14 protein-coding genes and 1 pseudogene are annotated in these 16,649 nt (G+C 54.8%); 4 read left to right on the plus strand and 11 right to left on the minus strand.

Annotation, left to right across the window (positions count from 1 at the left end):
• Positions 1-45 precede the first annotated feature (45 nt).
• The 9 genes from recC to rppH all read right to left on the minus strand — a co-directional run bounded on the left by recC (position 46) and on the right by rppH (position 9,999).
• Positions 46-3,420: an exodeoxyribonuclease V subunit gamma gene (recC, locus tag ABFI50_RS04780; RefSeq protein ID WP_096217989.1), complete on the minus strand. Its 3,375-nt coding sequence runs from the start codon at positions 3,418-3,420 to the stop codon at positions 46-48.
• Positions 3,421-3,432: 12 nt separating this feature from the next.
• Complete coding sequence (locus tag ABFI50_RS04785; RefSeq protein ID WP_023331216.1) at positions 3,433-3,756, minus strand: prepilin-type N-terminal cleavage/methylation domain-containing protein; 324 nt, start codon at positions 3,754-3,756, stop codon at positions 3,433-3,435.
• The gene (locus ABFI50_RS04790) at positions 3,741-4,142 is read right to left on the minus strand and encodes a DUF2509 family protein (protein WP_032629471.1); all 402 of its coding nucleotides are present in this window, start codon (positions 4,140-4,142) and stop codon (positions 3,741-3,743) included. The genes ABFI50_RS04785 and ABFI50_RS04790 overlap by 16 nt, the downstream gene beginning before the upstream one ends.
• Complete coding sequence (locus tag ABFI50_RS04795) at positions 4,139-4,699, minus strand: prepilin peptidase-dependent protein (RefSeq protein ID WP_023331218.1); 561 nt, start codon at positions 4,697-4,699, stop codon at positions 4,139-4,141. Before ABFI50_RS04795 ends, ABFI50_RS04790 begins: the two co-directional genes overlap by 4 nt.
• Entirely contained in the window at positions 4,693-5,154 is a 462-nt protein-coding gene (locus tag ABFI50_RS04800) for a prepilin peptidase-dependent protein (protein WP_023331219.1), read from the minus strand. The genes ABFI50_RS04795 and ABFI50_RS04800 overlap by 7 nt, the downstream gene beginning before the upstream one ends.
• 184 nt (positions 5,155-5,338) lie before the next feature.
• The gene (thyA, locus tag ABFI50_RS04805) at positions 5,339-6,133 is read right to left on the minus strand and encodes a thymidylate synthase (RefSeq protein WP_014885081.1); all 795 of its coding nucleotides are present in this window, start codon (positions 6,131-6,133) and stop codon (positions 5,339-5,341) included.
• A 6-nt stretch (positions 6,134-6,139) separates the two neighbouring features.
• A complete protein-coding gene (gene lgt / locus ABFI50_RS04810; RefSeq protein WP_014885082.1) occupies positions 6,140-7,015 on the minus strand; it encodes a prolipoprotein diacylglyceryl transferase in 876 nt (291 codons plus the stop codon).
• Positions 7,016-7,209: 194 nt separating this feature from the next.
• A complete protein-coding gene (gene ptsP / locus ABFI50_RS04815) occupies positions 7,210-9,456 on the minus strand; it encodes a phosphoenolpyruvate--protein phosphotransferase (protein ID WP_014885083.1) in 2,247 nt (748 codons plus the stop codon).
• Between the two features lie 12 nt (positions 9,457-9,468).
• Entirely contained in the window at positions 9,469-9,999 is a 531-nt protein-coding gene (gene rppH, locus ABFI50_RS04820; protein ID WP_013098553.1) for an RNA pyrophosphohydrolase, read from the minus strand.
• A 463-nt stretch (positions 10,000-10,462) separates the two neighbouring features.
• Here rppH and ABFI50_RS04825 point away from each other — a divergent pair.
• The 4 genes and pseudogenes from ABFI50_RS04825 to ABFI50_RS04840 all read left to right on the plus strand — a co-directional run.
• A pseudogene (locus ABFI50_RS04825) lies at positions 10,463-10,528 on the plus strand (hypothetical protein); the annotation flags it as partial.
• Positions 10,529-10,682: 154 nt separating this feature from the next.
• The gene (gene mutH, locus ABFI50_RS04830) at positions 10,683-11,375 is read left to right on the plus strand and encodes a DNA mismatch repair endonuclease MutH (protein WP_014885084.1); all 693 of its coding nucleotides are present in this window, start codon (positions 10,683-10,685) and stop codon (positions 11,373-11,375) included.
• A gap of 128 nt (positions 11,376-11,503) precedes the next feature.
• Entirely contained in the window at positions 11,504-11,722 is a 219-nt protein-coding gene (locus ABFI50_RS04835) for a YgdI/YgdR family lipoprotein (RefSeq protein WP_014885085.1), read from the plus strand.
• A 131-nt stretch (positions 11,723-11,853) separates the two neighbouring features.
• Positions 11,854-12,894 carry an NADP(H)-dependent aldo-keto reductase gene (locus ABFI50_RS04840; protein WP_014885086.1) on the plus strand — a complete coding sequence of 347 codons (1,041 nt, stop codon included), beginning with the start codon at positions 11,854-11,856 and terminating at the stop codon, positions 12,892-12,894.
• Between the two features lie 92 nt (positions 12,895-12,986).
• Here ABFI50_RS04840 and lplT read toward each other — a convergent pair whose 3' ends face one another.
• Together lplT and aas are read right to left on the minus strand one after the other, a co-directional pair.
• The gene (gene lplT / locus ABFI50_RS04845; RefSeq protein WP_347485489.1) at positions 12,987-14,180 is read right to left on the minus strand and encodes a lysophospholipid transporter LplT; all 1,194 of its coding nucleotides are present in this window, start codon (positions 14,178-14,180) and stop codon (positions 12,987-12,989) included.
• Complete coding sequence (gene aas, locus ABFI50_RS04850) at positions 14,173-16,332, minus strand: bifunctional acyl-ACP--phospholipid O-acyltransferase/long-chain-fatty-acid--ACP ligase (RefSeq protein ID WP_347485491.1); 2,160 nt, start codon at positions 16,330-16,332, stop codon at positions 14,173-14,175. The genes lplT and aas overlap by 8 nt, the downstream gene beginning before the upstream one ends.
• Positions 16,333-16,649 lie beyond the last annotated feature (317 nt).

The raw sequence follows: 16,649 nt of genomic DNA on the forward strand, positions 1-16,649 counted from the left end.
GCATCATAAATGAACACCCCATACTGCGCAATTTTTATACAGCACTCAGGACTGATTAAATTTAAACAACGGTAACAGGTAGCGCTTTGCCTCTTCCGTGATAGCCTCAAAGTACTCTGGTTCGAGCGTGCGCCATAAGCGCTGGTACCAGACATCTTCCCCCTCGCCGCGCACCATCATGTTCCCTTCATAGGCCTGTATAAATTTACTGCGCGCTTTCTGCAGAGAAGCCTCATCCGTTAACATCGCATCATTCTGTGCGTCGTAACAGGCTTTTATCCACGCACCACCACTTTCAGGCAATAACAGCAGAGGTTTGTTCATTCCCTGGAGATAGCCTTCAATGTACAAAGAGAGGTAGCGAAACGCCTGCTCTGCCTCCATTGGCGGAAAGCGCCACTCGCCCTCTTTGCGCACGAAAATCCGGCTTTCGCCTTTATGGCCCAACGCACTGTAGACAAGATGTTCCAGCCAGAGTTGCAATCCCTGTGAAACGCTGAGCAGTGAAGGCCGCCAGCGCAGCAGCCCATCAGGCTGAACCTGAGTGAGCCAGCCGGTGAGCTGGATGCCATTGCAGCTGAGATCGATTTCAAGACTTTGTCCGGGCTGACGCTGCTCCCTTACGCGCTCCGCCAGAGCGTTCATCTCCTGGCATTGCGCCTCCCAGACGATCTCCCCAAACGCGCCATAAGGCAGTTGCCCTGCCGCACGATAGCGGCGATAAAGCTTGTCGGCATCTTCCTCGTCAACCAGTGCATTCAGCAGTTGCAGATTTAACTGATAGCGCTCCAGCCCTTCCAGCGTAAAAGGTTCTGCATCCGGAATTTCGCTCTCTTCAGAACGGAAGTTGACCTGCAATCGTTGCTGGAAGAAGGCGCGAACAGGATGCGCCCAAAAGCATTGAAGCTGTTCAAAAGTCAGGGTGTTAATGGGCAGCGGGTCAAGTGTCTGAATGAAATCCGTATGTGCTCTCCCCTCCTTTTTCGCCGCCGGTAGCCACTCGCGGGCATAGCTCTGCTGTTCGCTAACAACGTAGTTCATCGGGTCAAACGGCATACGGCTGTGGACACAGGTGATATGCGCTTTGACCCGCTGTTCGCTTTCATCACAGTTAAGGGCTTCATCACCCGCCAGATAGTGGCTCTGGCCGATATAATCCACTAACTCCTGCACCAGAACGGAGGGGAAGCGCTCGCTGTTATCCTGAATGGAGCGGCCGATATAGCTGATATAGAGCTTACTCTGGGCAGAGATGAGCGCTTCGAGGAAAAGATAGCGGTCATCATCACGACGACTACGGTCACCCCGCTTTGGATTTGCGCTCATTAAATCGAACCCCAGCGGCGCCAGGGCGCGAGGATAAACGCCGTCATTCATGCCGAGCAAACAGACCACCTTAAAGGGGATTGAACGCATTGGCATCAGCGTGCAGATATTGATTGGGCCCGCCAGGAAACGCTGACTGATTCGCTCCTGGTCAAGACGCTGCGTCAATTCGTCCCTCAGCAGCGACAATGGAATCGCCTCGTGATAGTGGGAATTCACGCCCTCGTCGACGATAGCCTGCCACTGCGTTTCAATGAGCGCCATCGCCGCTTCGGTGTCACTGTCTGGCAGGAAGAAATCATTGAGCAACGCCCTGCAAACCGGAAGCCACTCTTCAAGCGGACGCGGCTGCATTAACTCACGACGCCAGCGGTTAAGCTGCATCAGCAGAGACGCTAAATGCCCCACCAGTTCAGCAATCAAACCGCTGGACTCATCGTATGGCAGCACCTCATTCCACTCGCCCTGGCTGCTTTCCATGGCGTAGCCCAGCAGCATACGCGTCAGGCCAAACCGCCAGGTATGTTGCCCGGTCGGAGGAAGCTCGAACTCCTGGACGTTGTCGTCATCAATCCCCCAGCGCACGCCAGATTCATTCACCCACTGGCGAAGGTAGCGCAGCCCTTCCTCATTGATGTTGAAGCGTGCGGCCAGCACGGGAACATCCAGTAACGCCAGGACATCTTCCGAGATGAAGCGGCTATCCGGCAGTGAAAGCAGGGTAACAAAGGCCTGCAAGGCGGGATGCGACTGACGAGCGCGACGGTCAGAGATAGCGTAAGGCAAGTATCGCTCCCCTGTCGCACTGCCGAAAACAGCCTGAATAAAGGGGCTGTAGCTATCGATGTCTGCCACCATCACCACGATGTCACGCGGCGTGAGTTCGGGATCGTCCTGCAGCATCGCCAGCAACTGGTCGTGAAGCACTTCGACCTCACGCTGCGGGCTATGGCACACATGGATCGTGATACTACGATCGTCAGCGTCCAGCTGACGCTTGCTGTCGCTGCGTTCAAACTCTTTCGCCGTCACGCCCATAACGGCACGGTTTTCCAGATCAAGAATATCGAGCTGAATGTTATGCAGCAGGTTATCCGGGGCGATCTCGACAAAAGCATCCACATCGCCTTCACCCGATGAAGTGATATCAGAGAGCATGTGAATGTAATCACGTCCCAGCTTCCCCCATGAGGCAAGCAGCGGATTGGGCAGGTTCTGAATACCGTCTTCATCGAAAAGCTGCGCGGCGGTGGAGCCGTCTTTAAACAAAGGGACGGATCGCTCTTCAAAAAGGCGCTTTCTTTGGCGGGTTACCAGTCGTGAAAGCCAGCGTTCATCGAGGATATCCCCCCAATAGTGCCGGCAGGGGTTGGTAAACAAAATATGAATATCAATATGTTTACCCAGCGCATTCAGCGCCTTCAGATAGACAGGGGGTAATGCGGATATCCCACAGATAAAGACGCGTGACGGCAGACGGGCCGGGCGCTCCGACGCATTTTCGAGTATCGAGATAAACCGATCGTACAAATTGGCACGGTGCCACTTAGGCTGGCCCAGTTTCTCCGTATGCTCAACCAGCGCTTTCCACAGCGGCGCCTGCCAGATTTGCGCCTCCGGTAGCCCTTCAACCCGCTCACCCGCTTCCCAGCGAATTAACCAGTCAGCACGGTAAACCAGATATTGGTCGTAGAGATCGGCGGTACGGGACGCCAGCTGGAACAGCTTGCGCTTATCGGTATCGTCATTGAGATAGTGGCGCAGCATGGCGAATTCATCGTGCTGCAGCATTTCCGGCAGCAGCGCCATCAGCTTCCAGCTCATGCTCTGCTTGTTGAAGGCGCTCTGCTCGGGAATGTCTGGCAATACGCGAACAAACATTTCCCAGATAAAGCTCGCCGGCAGCGGAAAATCAATGTTCGCGGCAATGCCAAATTTACGGGAAAGCGACATTTGCAGCCACTGCGCCATACCGGTGCTTTGCACCAGCACCATTTCAGGCTCAAAAGGGTCGTCCAGCCGCTCGCGCTCAACGATAAATTCCATCAGCGCTTCCAGCACATCCAGACGATTTGAGTGGTAGACCCTTAACATAGACGCTCCCGACTACTGGCTAACAGGGCAATGCAGACGCGTTATCTCACCGCGCCGCCCCAGAGGCGAAAAAAGTGTAACCGTGATGCTGACACATCCTGAGTGCGTTGTCTGCACCCGACTCACCTGCCAGCCTGCGGGCAGCGCAGTCGTTGAGAGCTGAGCCTGGTTCCAGGCATAATGCCAGAGCTGGCGGTACTGGTTAAACAGGGTAAACCGCGCCGCCAGTGCCCTGTGATAACCGGCCAGTGCGGTTACGATCATCACCAGCAGCATCATCGCCAGCAGAACCTCAACCATGCTAAATCCTTTCTCTTTGTTTACGGTAGCTGGCATAACGCGCGCTCCTTAAGGGGACAAAAATCACTCCAGCCGTGGGGTGAAAAGTGAATTTTACCGTCGATTATCTCTCCTGAGCGCCAGAGCAGCAGGTCATTGCCTCCGGCAATCAGCAGCACACTCGTCTCACTCAGCCGCCGTAAACACACTCGCCACGCTGATGCCTGTTTGCACTGCGCCAGAGGCTCCGATGACCAACGCTGAACGCGTCCCCACTCAAGCGCAGATTGCACCGCGGCCTGCTGCTGAAATGAACGGCTTTCTCCGCCAACGAGCGCACTAAACGTAGTGAGTTGCTGGTTGAGACCGGTGAGGATCAGGGTACCAAGCACCAGTAAAAGCAGAACCAGCGCCAGGGAAGACATACCACGTTGACGGTTCACAAGTTGTACCCCGTGACCGTATACACCGCCTGATAAGGCTTCCCCTGCTCGCCCTTGCGGATAGCGGCCAGTTCGATAGTGAACTCAGGCGCAAACCTGGCGTGTTCAACTTTTCTCACCATAAAGTGCGTGATCACCAGCCTGTCCGGATCCGTGAGCTTTTCCCATCCTTTGCCTTCACACGAGGTTGCACCACGCAGGGTTTCCAGTGCACCCGACTCCAGACGAAAACCGGTGCTGTCGTTTTCTGATGCACTGTTATCCCAGCTGCCGTTACTGTTGGCATCCCATCGCACAATGACACAGCTACCTTGCCTGCCCGTTAACAACCCTTGTCCCTGGCAGTTACCCGCACAGTAGCCTGCCCGCTGGAGCTGTTTGCCGAGGGAAAACAGTCTCTGCCAGACCTCCTCTTCCTGTTCTCGCTGGCCGGATTGCAGTAACACCGCTCGCTGCAAACCGGGTAAAAAGCGCGATGCGCCGATCAATAACAGGCTGCTGATGGCCGTAGCAATCAGAACTTCAGTAAGGGAAAATCCCTGCTGACGCTTCAACATTGCCCCCCCTGCGAGACCTGACACATCCTGATGCGCCCTCCATCTGAGACAATAATCAGCCATTCTCCTGCACGGCTTTGCACTCTTATCCGACCTGCCCATGCCGTATCCCTCAATCCATAGAACCCGAGTGACGGCGTTACCTCGCTGACCGCGACTTCTGGCCAGAGTGGAATCAGTGCAAAGGGGCTGCCCTGCTCACAGCCTTTTACGGCAGAACTCACCAGGCATGCCCTTTCCCCCACCTGCTGCAAGGTAATGCGGTGCTCGCGGTTGTACCGGTTAGCATGGTTGCGCAGAAACACCAGGTAGTCGCGCACCTGGCTGGCGGTTTGCCACAGCCGCTGCTGCCCCTGCCAACTGCTCCAGCCGTACAGGCCTGAGGCACTGAGAATGACGACCAGCGACACAGCCACCAGCGTTTCGATAAGCGTAAAACCGTTCTCTTTTTTCATACGGGGAGTGTGGCGATGCGCCGATAAAGTGGCGAGCAGCGAATTAACGTTTTACGAGGCGTTATCCAGGGGATTAAGCGAGTTGCAGCGCGTTGCACGCTTTCTGGATAACGCCTCGGGAAACGGGATAAAGACGAAAAAAAACCGGCGCTAAATAGCACCGGTTGTGTCACGCTTTACCGCATCAGATAGCGACGGGCGCTTTGATGCCAGGGTGCGGGTCGTAGCCCTCAATCTCAAAATCATCGAAGCGGTAGTCAAAGATTGACGCCGGTTTGCGCTTGATGATGAGCTTCGGCAGCGCGCGCGGTTCGCGGGTCAGCTGGAGATGGGTCTGCTCCATATGGTTGCTGTAGAGATGGGTGTCCCCACCGGTCCAGACAAAATCCCCCACTTCCAGGTCACACTGCTGCGCCATCATATGGACTAACAGCGCATAGCTGGCAATGTTAAACGGCAGGCCGAGGAACACGTCACAGGAACGCTGGTAGAGCTGGCAGGAGAGCTTTCCGTCAGCGACGTAGAACTGGAAGAACGCGTGGCACGGAGCCAGCGCCATTTTGTCCAGCTCGCCCACGTTCCAGGCGGAAACAATGATTCGGCGCGAGTCCGGATCGTTTTTCAGCTGGTTCATCACGGTGGTGATCTGGTCAATATGGCGGCCATCAGGCGTTGGCCATGCGCGCCACTGCTTGCCGTAAACCGGGCCCAGGTTGCCGTTTTCATCTGCCCATTCGTCCCAGATGGAGACGTTGTTTTCGTGCAGATACGCAACGTTGGTATCGCCTTGCAGGAACCAGAGCAGTTCATGAATGATCGAGCGCAGATGGCAGCGCTTGGTCGTCACCAGAGGGAAGCCTTCCTGTAAATTGAAGCGCATCTGGTGGCCAAAAATGGAGAGCGTACCGGTGCCGGTACGGTCGTTTTTCGGCGTGCCCTCATCGAGCACTTTTTTCATCAATTCAAGATACTGTTTCATGGTTCCTCAGGAAAGTTGTTGCTGTGGACGACGACGATACGCCCAAATCATCATAATGGCACCCGCGACAATCATCGGAATGGAGAGGATCTGCCCCATGCTGATGTACTGTACCCATTCACCGGTGAACTGTGCATCCGGCTGGCGGAAGAATTCAACAATGATGCGGAACGCGCCGTAGCCAATCAGAAACAGGCCGGAGACAGACCCCATCGGGCGCGGTTTGCGAATAAACAGGTTCAGGATGATGAACAGCACGACGCCTTCCAGTGCCAGCTCATAAAGCTGGGACATATGACGCGGCAGCACGCCGTAGGTATCGAAAATGGATTGCCACTCTGGATGCGACGGCAGCAGCGCCATGTCTTCTGCACGCGAGCCGGGGAACAGCATGGTGAAAGAGACGCTCGGGTCAACACGCCCCCACAGCTCACCGTTGATAAAGTTGCCCAGACGGCCAGCCCCCAGCCCAAATGGGATCAGTGGTGCGATAAAATCTGATACCTGGAAGAAGTTGCGTTTGGTGCGTTTGGCAAAAATCACCATCACCAGGATCACCCCAATCAGGCCGCCGTGGAAGGACATGCCGCCGTCCCAGACGCGGAACAGGTAGAGGGGATCGTTCAGGAATACCGGGAGGTTATAGAACAGCACATACCCAATACGGCCACCGAGGAACACGCCGAGGAAGCCCGCGTACAGCAGGTTTTCCACTTCGTTTTTGGTCCAGCCGCTGCCAGGACGGCTGGCGCGACGACCAGCAAGCCACATGGCAAAAATGAAGCCCACCAGGTACATCAAACCGTACCAGTGAAGCGAAACAGGTCCTACTGAGAAAATGACCGGATCAAATTCCGGAAAATGCAGATAACCACTGTTCATCTGTCACCACAAGATGTTGTTATTCCGCTGAAAGTGGACAGCGGTAGAAATGCGATTCTGCCTTAAGCAGAGGCTCCAAAGTTGCGAATCATAGCATAAGGCGGGCGTGGAGGATGCGCCAGAGATGTAAAAGATGTGTATAGGGTTTTATCCGCACTGGTGCCCTCTCACTACAGGGAGAGGGAGTAAGAGGATTAGCGGCCGCCGCGAATCAGGCCACCCATACCGCGTCGTTCCATAAACGCCGCCACCTGGTGCCGTACCTCCGCGGACAGCTGCGCTTCAAGACTGCGCTCAGCCAGCTCGCGAGCATCATTGATGTCGATATGTCGCAACAAATACTTCACGCGTGCGACGGCACGGCCGTTCATCGACAGGTGGCGATACCCCAGACCAATCAGGATCGCGACGCACATTGAATCCCCGGCCATTTCGCCGCACAGGCGTAAATCAATGCCGTACTGCTCCGCCTCACGGGCAATCATCGCTAACGCGCGAATGATCGCCGGATGCAGACTGTCGTAAATACTGGCGACGCGGGTGTTGTTACGATCGACGGCCAGAATATATTGCGTCAGGTCGTTCGTACCGACAGAGATAAAATCAACGCGGTTAGCCAGCTGCGGCAACATAAAGACCATCGACGGCACTTCGAGCATGACACCGATCCGTGGTTTAGGGATCGCATAGCCAATCATCTCTTCCACTTCCCGGCCAGCACGTTCAATCAGGCGCCGCGCTTCGTCGATCTCATCAATACTGGTCACCATCGGCAGTAAGATGCTGAGATTCCCCGTCGCCGCGTTGGCGCGCAGCATGGCGCGCACCTGAATCAGAAAGATCTCCGGCTGATCGAGCGTAATACGGATCCCGCGCCAGCCCAGGCATGGGTTCTCTTCGCTGATCGGCATATACGGCAGCTGTTTATCCGCCCCGACATCCAGGGTACGCAGGGTGACGGGCTTGTCGTTAAACATCTGCAACATGCCCTGATACTGCGCCACCTGCTCCTCTTCGGAGGGGAAACCACTTTGCAACATAAACGGGATTTCAGTGCGGTATAAACCGATGCCGTCGATGCGGCTGCCAAGCTTCTCCTCGTGTTCCGGGCTTAAGCCCGCGTTGAGCATGACTTTGATCCGCTCTCCGCTTTTGAGTTGCGCAGGCAGGTTAACGTCATCTTCCGCCAGCTTGCTTAATTCATTCTCTTCGCTGATGAGACGCTGATATTCCTGAAGCAGAACCGGCTCAGGATCGACCAGCAGTTCACCGCGGTAACCATCAACCACCAGCGTGCGTCGGTGCAGTACCGACGGCTGGATATCCGCCCCCATAACGGTAGGAATACCCAGCGCACGTACCATAATGGCGGCATGTGAGTTGGCGGCACCATCGCGCACCACGACGCCGGCCAGCCGGTCCTGAGGCAGTTCAGCCAGCGTGGTTGCCGAGAGTTCATCGGCAACCAGGACAAACCGTTTTGGCCAGGCATTTGGCCCCTGAATGGTGTCATCCAGATGGAACAGCAGACGTTGGCCCAGCGCGCGTAAATCTCCGGCGCGCTCCTTCAGATAACCGTCAGTTAATACAGCAAACTGTTCAGCAAACTTTTCGATAACCTTTTTAACGGCCCATTCTGCTACCGAACCTTTATCCACCTCGGCAAAAAGCTCACGACGCAAACGCGCGTCTGAGAGCAGGTGCGAATAGAGGTCAAAGATAGCCGCCGTCTCTTTTTGCGCACCCGCCGCAAAGCGTTTGCTGTAGCGACGAAATTCATTCGCCGCCTCTTCCAGGGCTGCGGTAAGACGCTCGCGCTCCAGCGCTTCATCAAGCGTGGAGGCTTCGTACACCTGCTCCATTAACGGCAGCGTGGCGTCCATCCAGCCTTCAGCAATCGCCACGCCTGGCGAGGCCGGAAGAGCACGGATACGCGTATGACGATACTGACCAAAAAGCGCAGCAAGCTGAGACTGTGAGAGGATCGCCGCCATCTGTGTGGCAAGCGTAACGAGGAATGACTCTTCGCTTTCATCGTACTGACGCAGCTCACGCTGCTGGACGACCAGAACGCCGAGCAGCTGACGACGCTGGATAATTGGCACACCAAGGAAAGCGCGGAAGCGCTCTTCCTTTACGGAAGGAATGTATTTAAAACTGGGGTGTTTTTGCGCATCGGCAAGGTTGATGGGTTCCGCCAGCCGTCCAACCAGACCGACAATCCCTTCATCGAATGCGAGCGTTACGGTTCGTCCCCGTGGTTTTTTCAAACCACGGGTCGCCATCAGGTAATAGCAGCGCCGATCGTGGTCGGCCAGATACACCGAACAGACCTCGGTCTCCATCGCAAGACAGATGTCAGTAACCAGAATATTCAACGCCTCGTTCAGACGCGGAGCACTGGCCACCTTCTCGACTATTTCTCGCAAGCGGGTGAGCATGATTTGCGTAGCTTAACCTCTTTTACGTCGCCAGGCAGGTGCGCTTTGCGGCTTAGGCGGGATCTCCTGAAGCTGCATAACCACACTTGCAAACTCTTTCATCACCCTACGGTAAACATCGCGTTTAAATGACACGACCTGACGAACAGGATACCAATAGCTTACCCAGCGCCAGCCATCGAACTCCGGCGTACTGCTGGTTTGCATATTGATGTCTGAATCGTTGCCCACCAACTGCAGAAGAAACCACTTCTGTTTCTGGCCGATACAAACCGGCTTTGTGTCCCAACGCACCAAACGTTTCGGTAACTTGTAACGCAACCAGTTGCGGGTCGAGGCCAGGATGCGAACATCTTTACGGCTTAAACCGACCTCTTCAAAAAGCTCCCGGTACATCGCTTGTTCTGGGGACTCTCCCGGATTGATCCCACCTTGCGGGAACTGCCAGGAGTGCTGACCATATCGCCTTGCCCACATGACCTGGCCCTGACGATTACAAATTACTATTCCTACGTTCGGGCGGTAGCCATCGTCATCAATCACCGGACTACCCCAATCTAAACCTTATATATGAATGATTGTTTCACACTACAGGGAGGCGGTAAACCACTCTCTTACAGGCCTGCAACCTAATAACATTTGAATAACTCACAAATAAGGGCAGAGTTATAAACAGAAGTGCAGCTGCGAAGGGAATTTTATTCACCTTTTCTGTGGATATAGTTGTGAAGAAGTGTCTGATTACCCATGAACAACCTGAATCACCGTCAGGCTCCCTCTTTTAATGAAATTATATAAAATTATTATTTTCATGCAGTTAAGTACGAAACCATCAACAAAAAAGAGAATAGCGTGACGATCATCACATCAGGGATCATCGTGCTGATGAAAGATCGAACAGCGTCGGTTTTATCCACAGATTGTGCCAATAAGTTAAACACAATTTGTCTGAAATTTGGATTTTCGTCGCACGTCAAGGCTGTAAATTGAAACAGTAGTCAGGGTTATGCCCAGTTATCCCACTTTTCTGTGGATAACATGGTGTAAGATCCTGTTTATTGTCAGTGACCAGATTTGAACAACCCGTTTTACGTTTCAGATCTGATGCTAAATTTTCGATAAAAAAACCTATAAATCATAGACATGGAATATTGGTACAGAAAAAGTTAAACTCTATCCACAAGGGACAATTTCTTCGTTTATTTTTTAATCATAAGGTTACCTTCATGCATCCGCTTACCCCCTTGCTCACACCGCCGTCAAGCGAGCGTCAGTTGCTGCAGCAGGCTCAGCGTCTGGCGGGTTTCTCGCTGGGCGAACTGGCGGCGATGGCAGGGCTTCCGATCCCGAAGGATCTGAAACGAGATAAAGGCTGGATCGGCATGCTGCTGGAACTGTGGCTGGGTGCCAGCGCCGGGAGCAAACCAGAGCAAGATTTTGCTGCCCTTGGCGTAGAGTTAAAAACCATTCCCATCGACAGCCAGGGCAAGCCTCTGGAGACCACGTTTGTCTGCGTTGCGCCTTTGACCGGTAACACCGGCGTGACGTGGGAGACCAGCCACGTGCGCCATAAGCTGAAGCGCGTGCTGTGGGTTCCGGTTGAAGGTGAACGTCAGATCCCACTGGCTGAGCGTCGCGTTGGCGCGCCGCTGCTCTGGAGCCCGGATGAAGAGGAAGAGCATCAGCTGCGTCTGGACTGGGAAGAGCTGATGGACATGATCGTGCTCGGGCAGGTGGAGCGCATCACCGCCCGACACGGAGAAGTGTTACAGCTGCGCCCAAAGGCGGCTAACAGCAAAGCGCTGACCGAGGCGATCGGCGCAATGGGCGAGCCGATACTGACGTTGCCGCGCGGTTTTTATCTCAAAAAGAATTTCACCGGCGCACTGCTTGCTCGTCATTTCTTACTAAAAACATAGTTTTTTACTTATTTTGCGAGCTAACAAACATAATCGCCTGGTTTTTAAGATTTTACTGCTTCTCCCTGTTTTCATAACGGGTTAATACTACACTATGATTTGATACGAGCCAGATGAGGATGATAACGATGAAAAAATGGGCGGTGTTAATTTCAGCAGTCGGGTTGGCGTTTGCTGTATCGGGCTGTAGCAGCGATTACGTTATGGCGACAAAAGATGGCCGGATGATCCTGACCGACGGCAAACCCGAAGTCGACGACGATACCGGTCTGGTCAGCTACCACGACCAGGCAGGCAATAAAATGCAGATCAATCGCGACGAAGTTTCGCAAATTATTGAGCGATAACAGTCAGAGGTCAGTAGCGTACTGGCCTTTTTGATTTTTTTCTTCCCCTTTTGCTTCCCCTCTGCCATGTTTATATTCCTTTGTCGGGAGGTTCCTGACGCGGTCTACATGTCTATTGAAGGAAGCCGGCTATGCATTATCACCGTATCCCCCACAGCGCTCTGGAGATAAGTCAACTGGGGTTGGGCACGATGACATTTGGTGAACAAAACAGCGAAGCCGATGCCCATGCACAACTCGATTATGCCGTCAGCCAGGGCATTAACCTGATTGATGTCGCAGAGATGTACCCTGTGCCGCCACGCCCTGAAACCCAGGGACTTACCGAAACCTACGTCGGTAACTGGCTGGCAAAACGCGGCAACCGTGAAAAGCTGGTTATCGCCTCGAAAGTCAGCGGCCCCTCGCGCAATAACGATGCCGGGATCCGCCCAAACCAAATCCTCGATCGCAAAAATATCCGCGCCGCGCTGGATGCCAGCCTGAAGCGCCTGCAAACCGACTATCTTGATCTGTACCAGGTCCACTGGCCACAGCGTCCAACCAACTGTTTCGGTAAGCTCGGCTACAGCTGGAATGAGAGCGCTCCCGCCGTTACGCTGCTGGAAACGCTGGAAGCGCTGACCGAATGCCAGCGCGCGGGGAAAATCCGCTACATTGGCGTGTCTAACGAAACGGCCTTTGGCGTGATGCGCTATCTGCACCTGGCGGATAAACACGATCTGCCGCGCATCGTCACCATTCAAAACCCCTACAGCCTGCTTAACCGCAGCTACGAAGTTGGCCTGGCGGAAGTGACACAATATGAAGAGGTGGAACTGCTCGCCTATTCCTGCCTCGGTTTTGGCACGCTGACGGGGAAATACCTGAACGGCGCAAAACCGGCCGGGGCGCGTAATACCCTCTTTAGCCGCTTTACCCGCTACAGCGGCGAGCAGACACAGAAAGCCGTTGCGGCCTATGTGGATATCGCAAAGCGTCACGGTCTTGACCCCGCACAGATGGCGCTGGCCTTCGTGCGCCGTCAGCCGTTTGTGGCCAGTACTCTGCTGGGGGCAACCACACTGGAACAGCTGAAAACCAATATTGAGAGTTTCCATCTGGACCTGAGTGAAGAGGTATTAGCGGAGATTGAAGCGGTGCATCAGGTTTATACGTATCCTGCACCGTAATAAATGCAAAACGGCAACGCACGTTGCCGTTTTTAGTGTTCGCACCCTCTCCCGTGGGAGAGGGCCGGGGTGAGGGCATCAGACCGCATAAATCAACGGCGACGCTGCCAAAGCCATAATGCGGCAATCGCCAGCGCAAACAGCGCACCAAACCCGATGCCAATTCCCACCACTGGCACACCGACTTTCACCGCCAGCGAGTAGAGCCCCAGCATTAACAGCATCGCCAGGTTTTCACCCAGATTTTGCACCGCAATGGCATTTCCCGCCCCAACAGTCTGCTTGCCGCGCTCCTGCAGTAACGCGTTGAGCGGTACCACGAAGAAACCACCCAGAATACCAATCAGGATCAGCAGAACATAAGCAGGCAATAACGCATGCTGTAGCGAGAAAAGGAGCACCACGACGCCAATCAGGATCCCCGCAGGCATGCAGCGTGCCACCGTTTCGAGCGTCACCAGCTTCGCCGCCGCGCCCGCGCCAACAACAATGCCAATCGCCACCATCGCGTTAAGATAGGTCGGCGTCGCATTGTCGGTAATGCCCAGCGCCACCGGCACCCACAGCACCAGCAGGAAGCGCAGCGTGACGCCTGCACCCCAGAACATACTGGTGCCCATCAGAGAGAAACGTGTTTCACCGTTACGCCACAGCACGCGGCAGGCATTAAAGAAACTGCCGGTCATCGGTTTGAAGCGCCAGGATTGTCCCGGACGGGCTACCGGCAGCTTCGGAATGTACAGGTTAGCCACGACCGCACCGCCATACACCACCGCACAAACGCCCAGCGCCGCCAGGACATGCCAGTCGGCCAGTACACCGCCCGCGACGGAGCCGAGCAGGATAGCGGCGATAGTAGACGACTCCATCAGGCCGTTGGCTTTCACCAGCTTATCACCCGTGGTCAGCTCTCCGAGGATGCCATATTTCGCCGGTGAGTAGGCGGCAGCACCAATGCCCACCAGCGTGTAGCCAATAAACGGATTGAAACCAAAGCAAATGCTGGCGGCCCCCAGCAGCTTCAGACCGTTAGCAAACATCATCACCCGGCCTTTCGGGAAACTGTCCGCCACCTGCCCCACAAACGGCGCGAAGATAATGTAAGCGCCCACAAACACCATCTGCAGGATCGGCTGGCTCCAGTCAGGGTAAAACTCGGCCTTCAGCAGCGCCAGGGTGGCAAACAACAGCGCGTTATCGCCGAACGCAGAGAGAAACTGCGCGGCAATCACTGCCATCATGCCTTTAGACCTAAGCGATGTGTTAGTGTGCACTGACTCACGCATTTTGCTGTTCCGCCTCTTCAACCATGCCTTTCAGGGTCACAAAGTCAGGCTTACCGCTACCCAGTACCGGAAGGTGTTTCAGGTAACGAATATCGCGCGGTACCGCCAGCTCGGGAATGCCATGCTCACGCGCATGGCTAAGTAACCTGTCGCGCTTCAGCTCACTGTCGGTGGTAAACAGGACCAGCGCCTCGCCTTTGCTGGCATCACTCTTCACCACCGTCGCGTGCATCTTATCCGCGGACACCGCCGTCGCCAGCTGCTCAACCATCTCCAGAGAGACCATTTCACCGGCGATTTTGGCGAAGCGTTTTGCACGCCCCTGAATCTGCACAAAGCCCTGCTCGTCGAAGCGAACGATATCACCGGTGTCGTACCAGCCGGTTTCGACCTCACCGTTCACGTTTTCCGCCGTTGGCGCTTCCAGCACGCCCGGGTTTTCCACGCGCAGGTAACCGTTCATCACGTTTGGTCCTTTCAGCTGCAGGCGGCCACCGTCCTCAATGCCCGGTACCGCCAGCAGACGCGCATCCATTCCCGGCAGAATTCGGCCAACCGTACCCGGCTTCGCCGCCATCGGCACGTTGATGGAGACGACGGGTGCGCACTCCGTAACGCCATAGCCTTCAAGAATGCGCAGGCCAAACTTGTCCTGCCAGATCTGACGCGTGCTCTCCTGCAGTTTTTCCGCCCCCGCCACCACATAACGCACACGATAGAAATCATATGGATTAGCGAAACGCGCATAGTTACCCAGGAAGGTTGAGGTCCCAAACAGGACGGTGCAGTTACGGTCATACACCAGCTCCGGCACAATGCGGTAATGCAGCGGGCTGGGATAGAGGAACACTTCTGCGCCGGTCAGCAGCGGCGTAAACAGCCCCACCGTCAGACCAAAGGAGTGGAACAGCGGCAGCGCAGACATAAAACGGTCACTGGCGGTAAAGTCAGCAATGCTTTTGATCTGTTCAACGTTCGCGAGAATACTCTTGTGGCTGTGGACGACGCCTTTCGGGTTGCCTTCCGAACCGGAGGTAAAGAGGATAATCGCGTCATCTTCCGGCTGCTGTTTAACCTGTGCCAGATGGGGCATCAGCAGGTGAGCGAAAATCCACAGCTTGTCGCCCGTCGTCACGTCCGCCTTCAGATCTTCCAGGAAGACCCAGCGAACCTGAGTCAGCTGCTCCGGCAGATGCCACAGCTTGCCTTTATCCAGGAACTGGCGAGAGGTAAAAACGGTGTTGATTTGGGCCGCAGTGATGGCACTGGTCAGCCCTTTTACACCCGCCGTGTAGTTCATCATTGCCGGAATACGGCCGCGGGACACCGCACCAAAAATCACCGCTGCGCTGATGCCCGCGTTAGGCAGCATCAGGCCAATCTTTTCACCCTTCTTACTGTATTTTTCAAGAATGCGGCCCACAAACAGGGTCTTGGTCAGCAGTTTGCAATATGTGTCAGGCGTGAAATTGATGTCTTCAATACAGTTTTTCCTGGCACCATAGCGATACTGTGCCGAAAGCAGAGATTCATACAGCGTTTCGCGCGGACGAACGGCCATTCGCGCTTCCATCATAATCTGGTGCAGCATTTCTCCGGCAATTTTACGGCGATCGCGGGCACGCGGTGCATCGGGCATCGGTAACGACGTTGGCGGCAGAATATGCAGGGTAATTTTTGGGAACAGACGCTGCTTCACCAGCCCTTTCAGGCGGCTGAAGTGGCTCAGCTCTGCGCCTTCGATACGCAGTGGCACCACGGTCGCTTTTGACTTCGCCGCGACAAAACCCGCGCCGTCATAGATTTTCATTAGCGAGCCGGTCACTGAAATGCGCCCTTCCGGGAAAATGACCACCGGACGCCCCTGCTCAACCAGACGTACCAGATGTTTAATCATCATCGGTTTGGTGGGGTCGAGCGGCACGAAGTCAATCAGCGGCGTGAGCCAGCGCATATACCACTGCTGGCTGATGGAGGTATACACCGCAAACACCGGACGCACGGGCAAAAACAGCGCCAGCAGGATGCCATCGATAAAGGAAACATGATTTGGTGTGATGAGAACGCGTTCGCCGCGAAGCGCCTGGGCATCGCCAGTGACGCGGATGCGAAAAAGAATACGGAAAAGTGTACGGAAGAACCCAAATAGCATCTCAACTCCCTTTGCCAGACAGTGTGGAGGGTTGACAGTAAATGGTGGCAGATTACACGAGAAGTGGTATGGGAGCGACAGCAAAAGTGGAGGCAAAAAAAAACCTGCGCATCCGCGCAGGTTGGTGCAAGAGATGAGTACGAAAACGTACTAAGAATTCTCACCAATCAATACCTCTGGGATCTTGATTGTGGCCGTTGCCCCTGCGCTTCGCCAGCAGGAAAACGCAAGGGAATGAGCCGAAGTGCAACCAGGTGTGAATATTCTCTTTTGCTGTTACAGGTTGAACTATCAGGCAAAAAAAAACCTGCGTAAAA

This window comes from Enterobacter sp. HNDS-6 (genome assembly GCF_039850505.1).
Classification (GTDB): domain Bacteria; phylum Pseudomonadota; class Gammaproteobacteria; order Enterobacterales; family Enterobacteriaceae; genus Enterobacter; species Enterobacter kobei.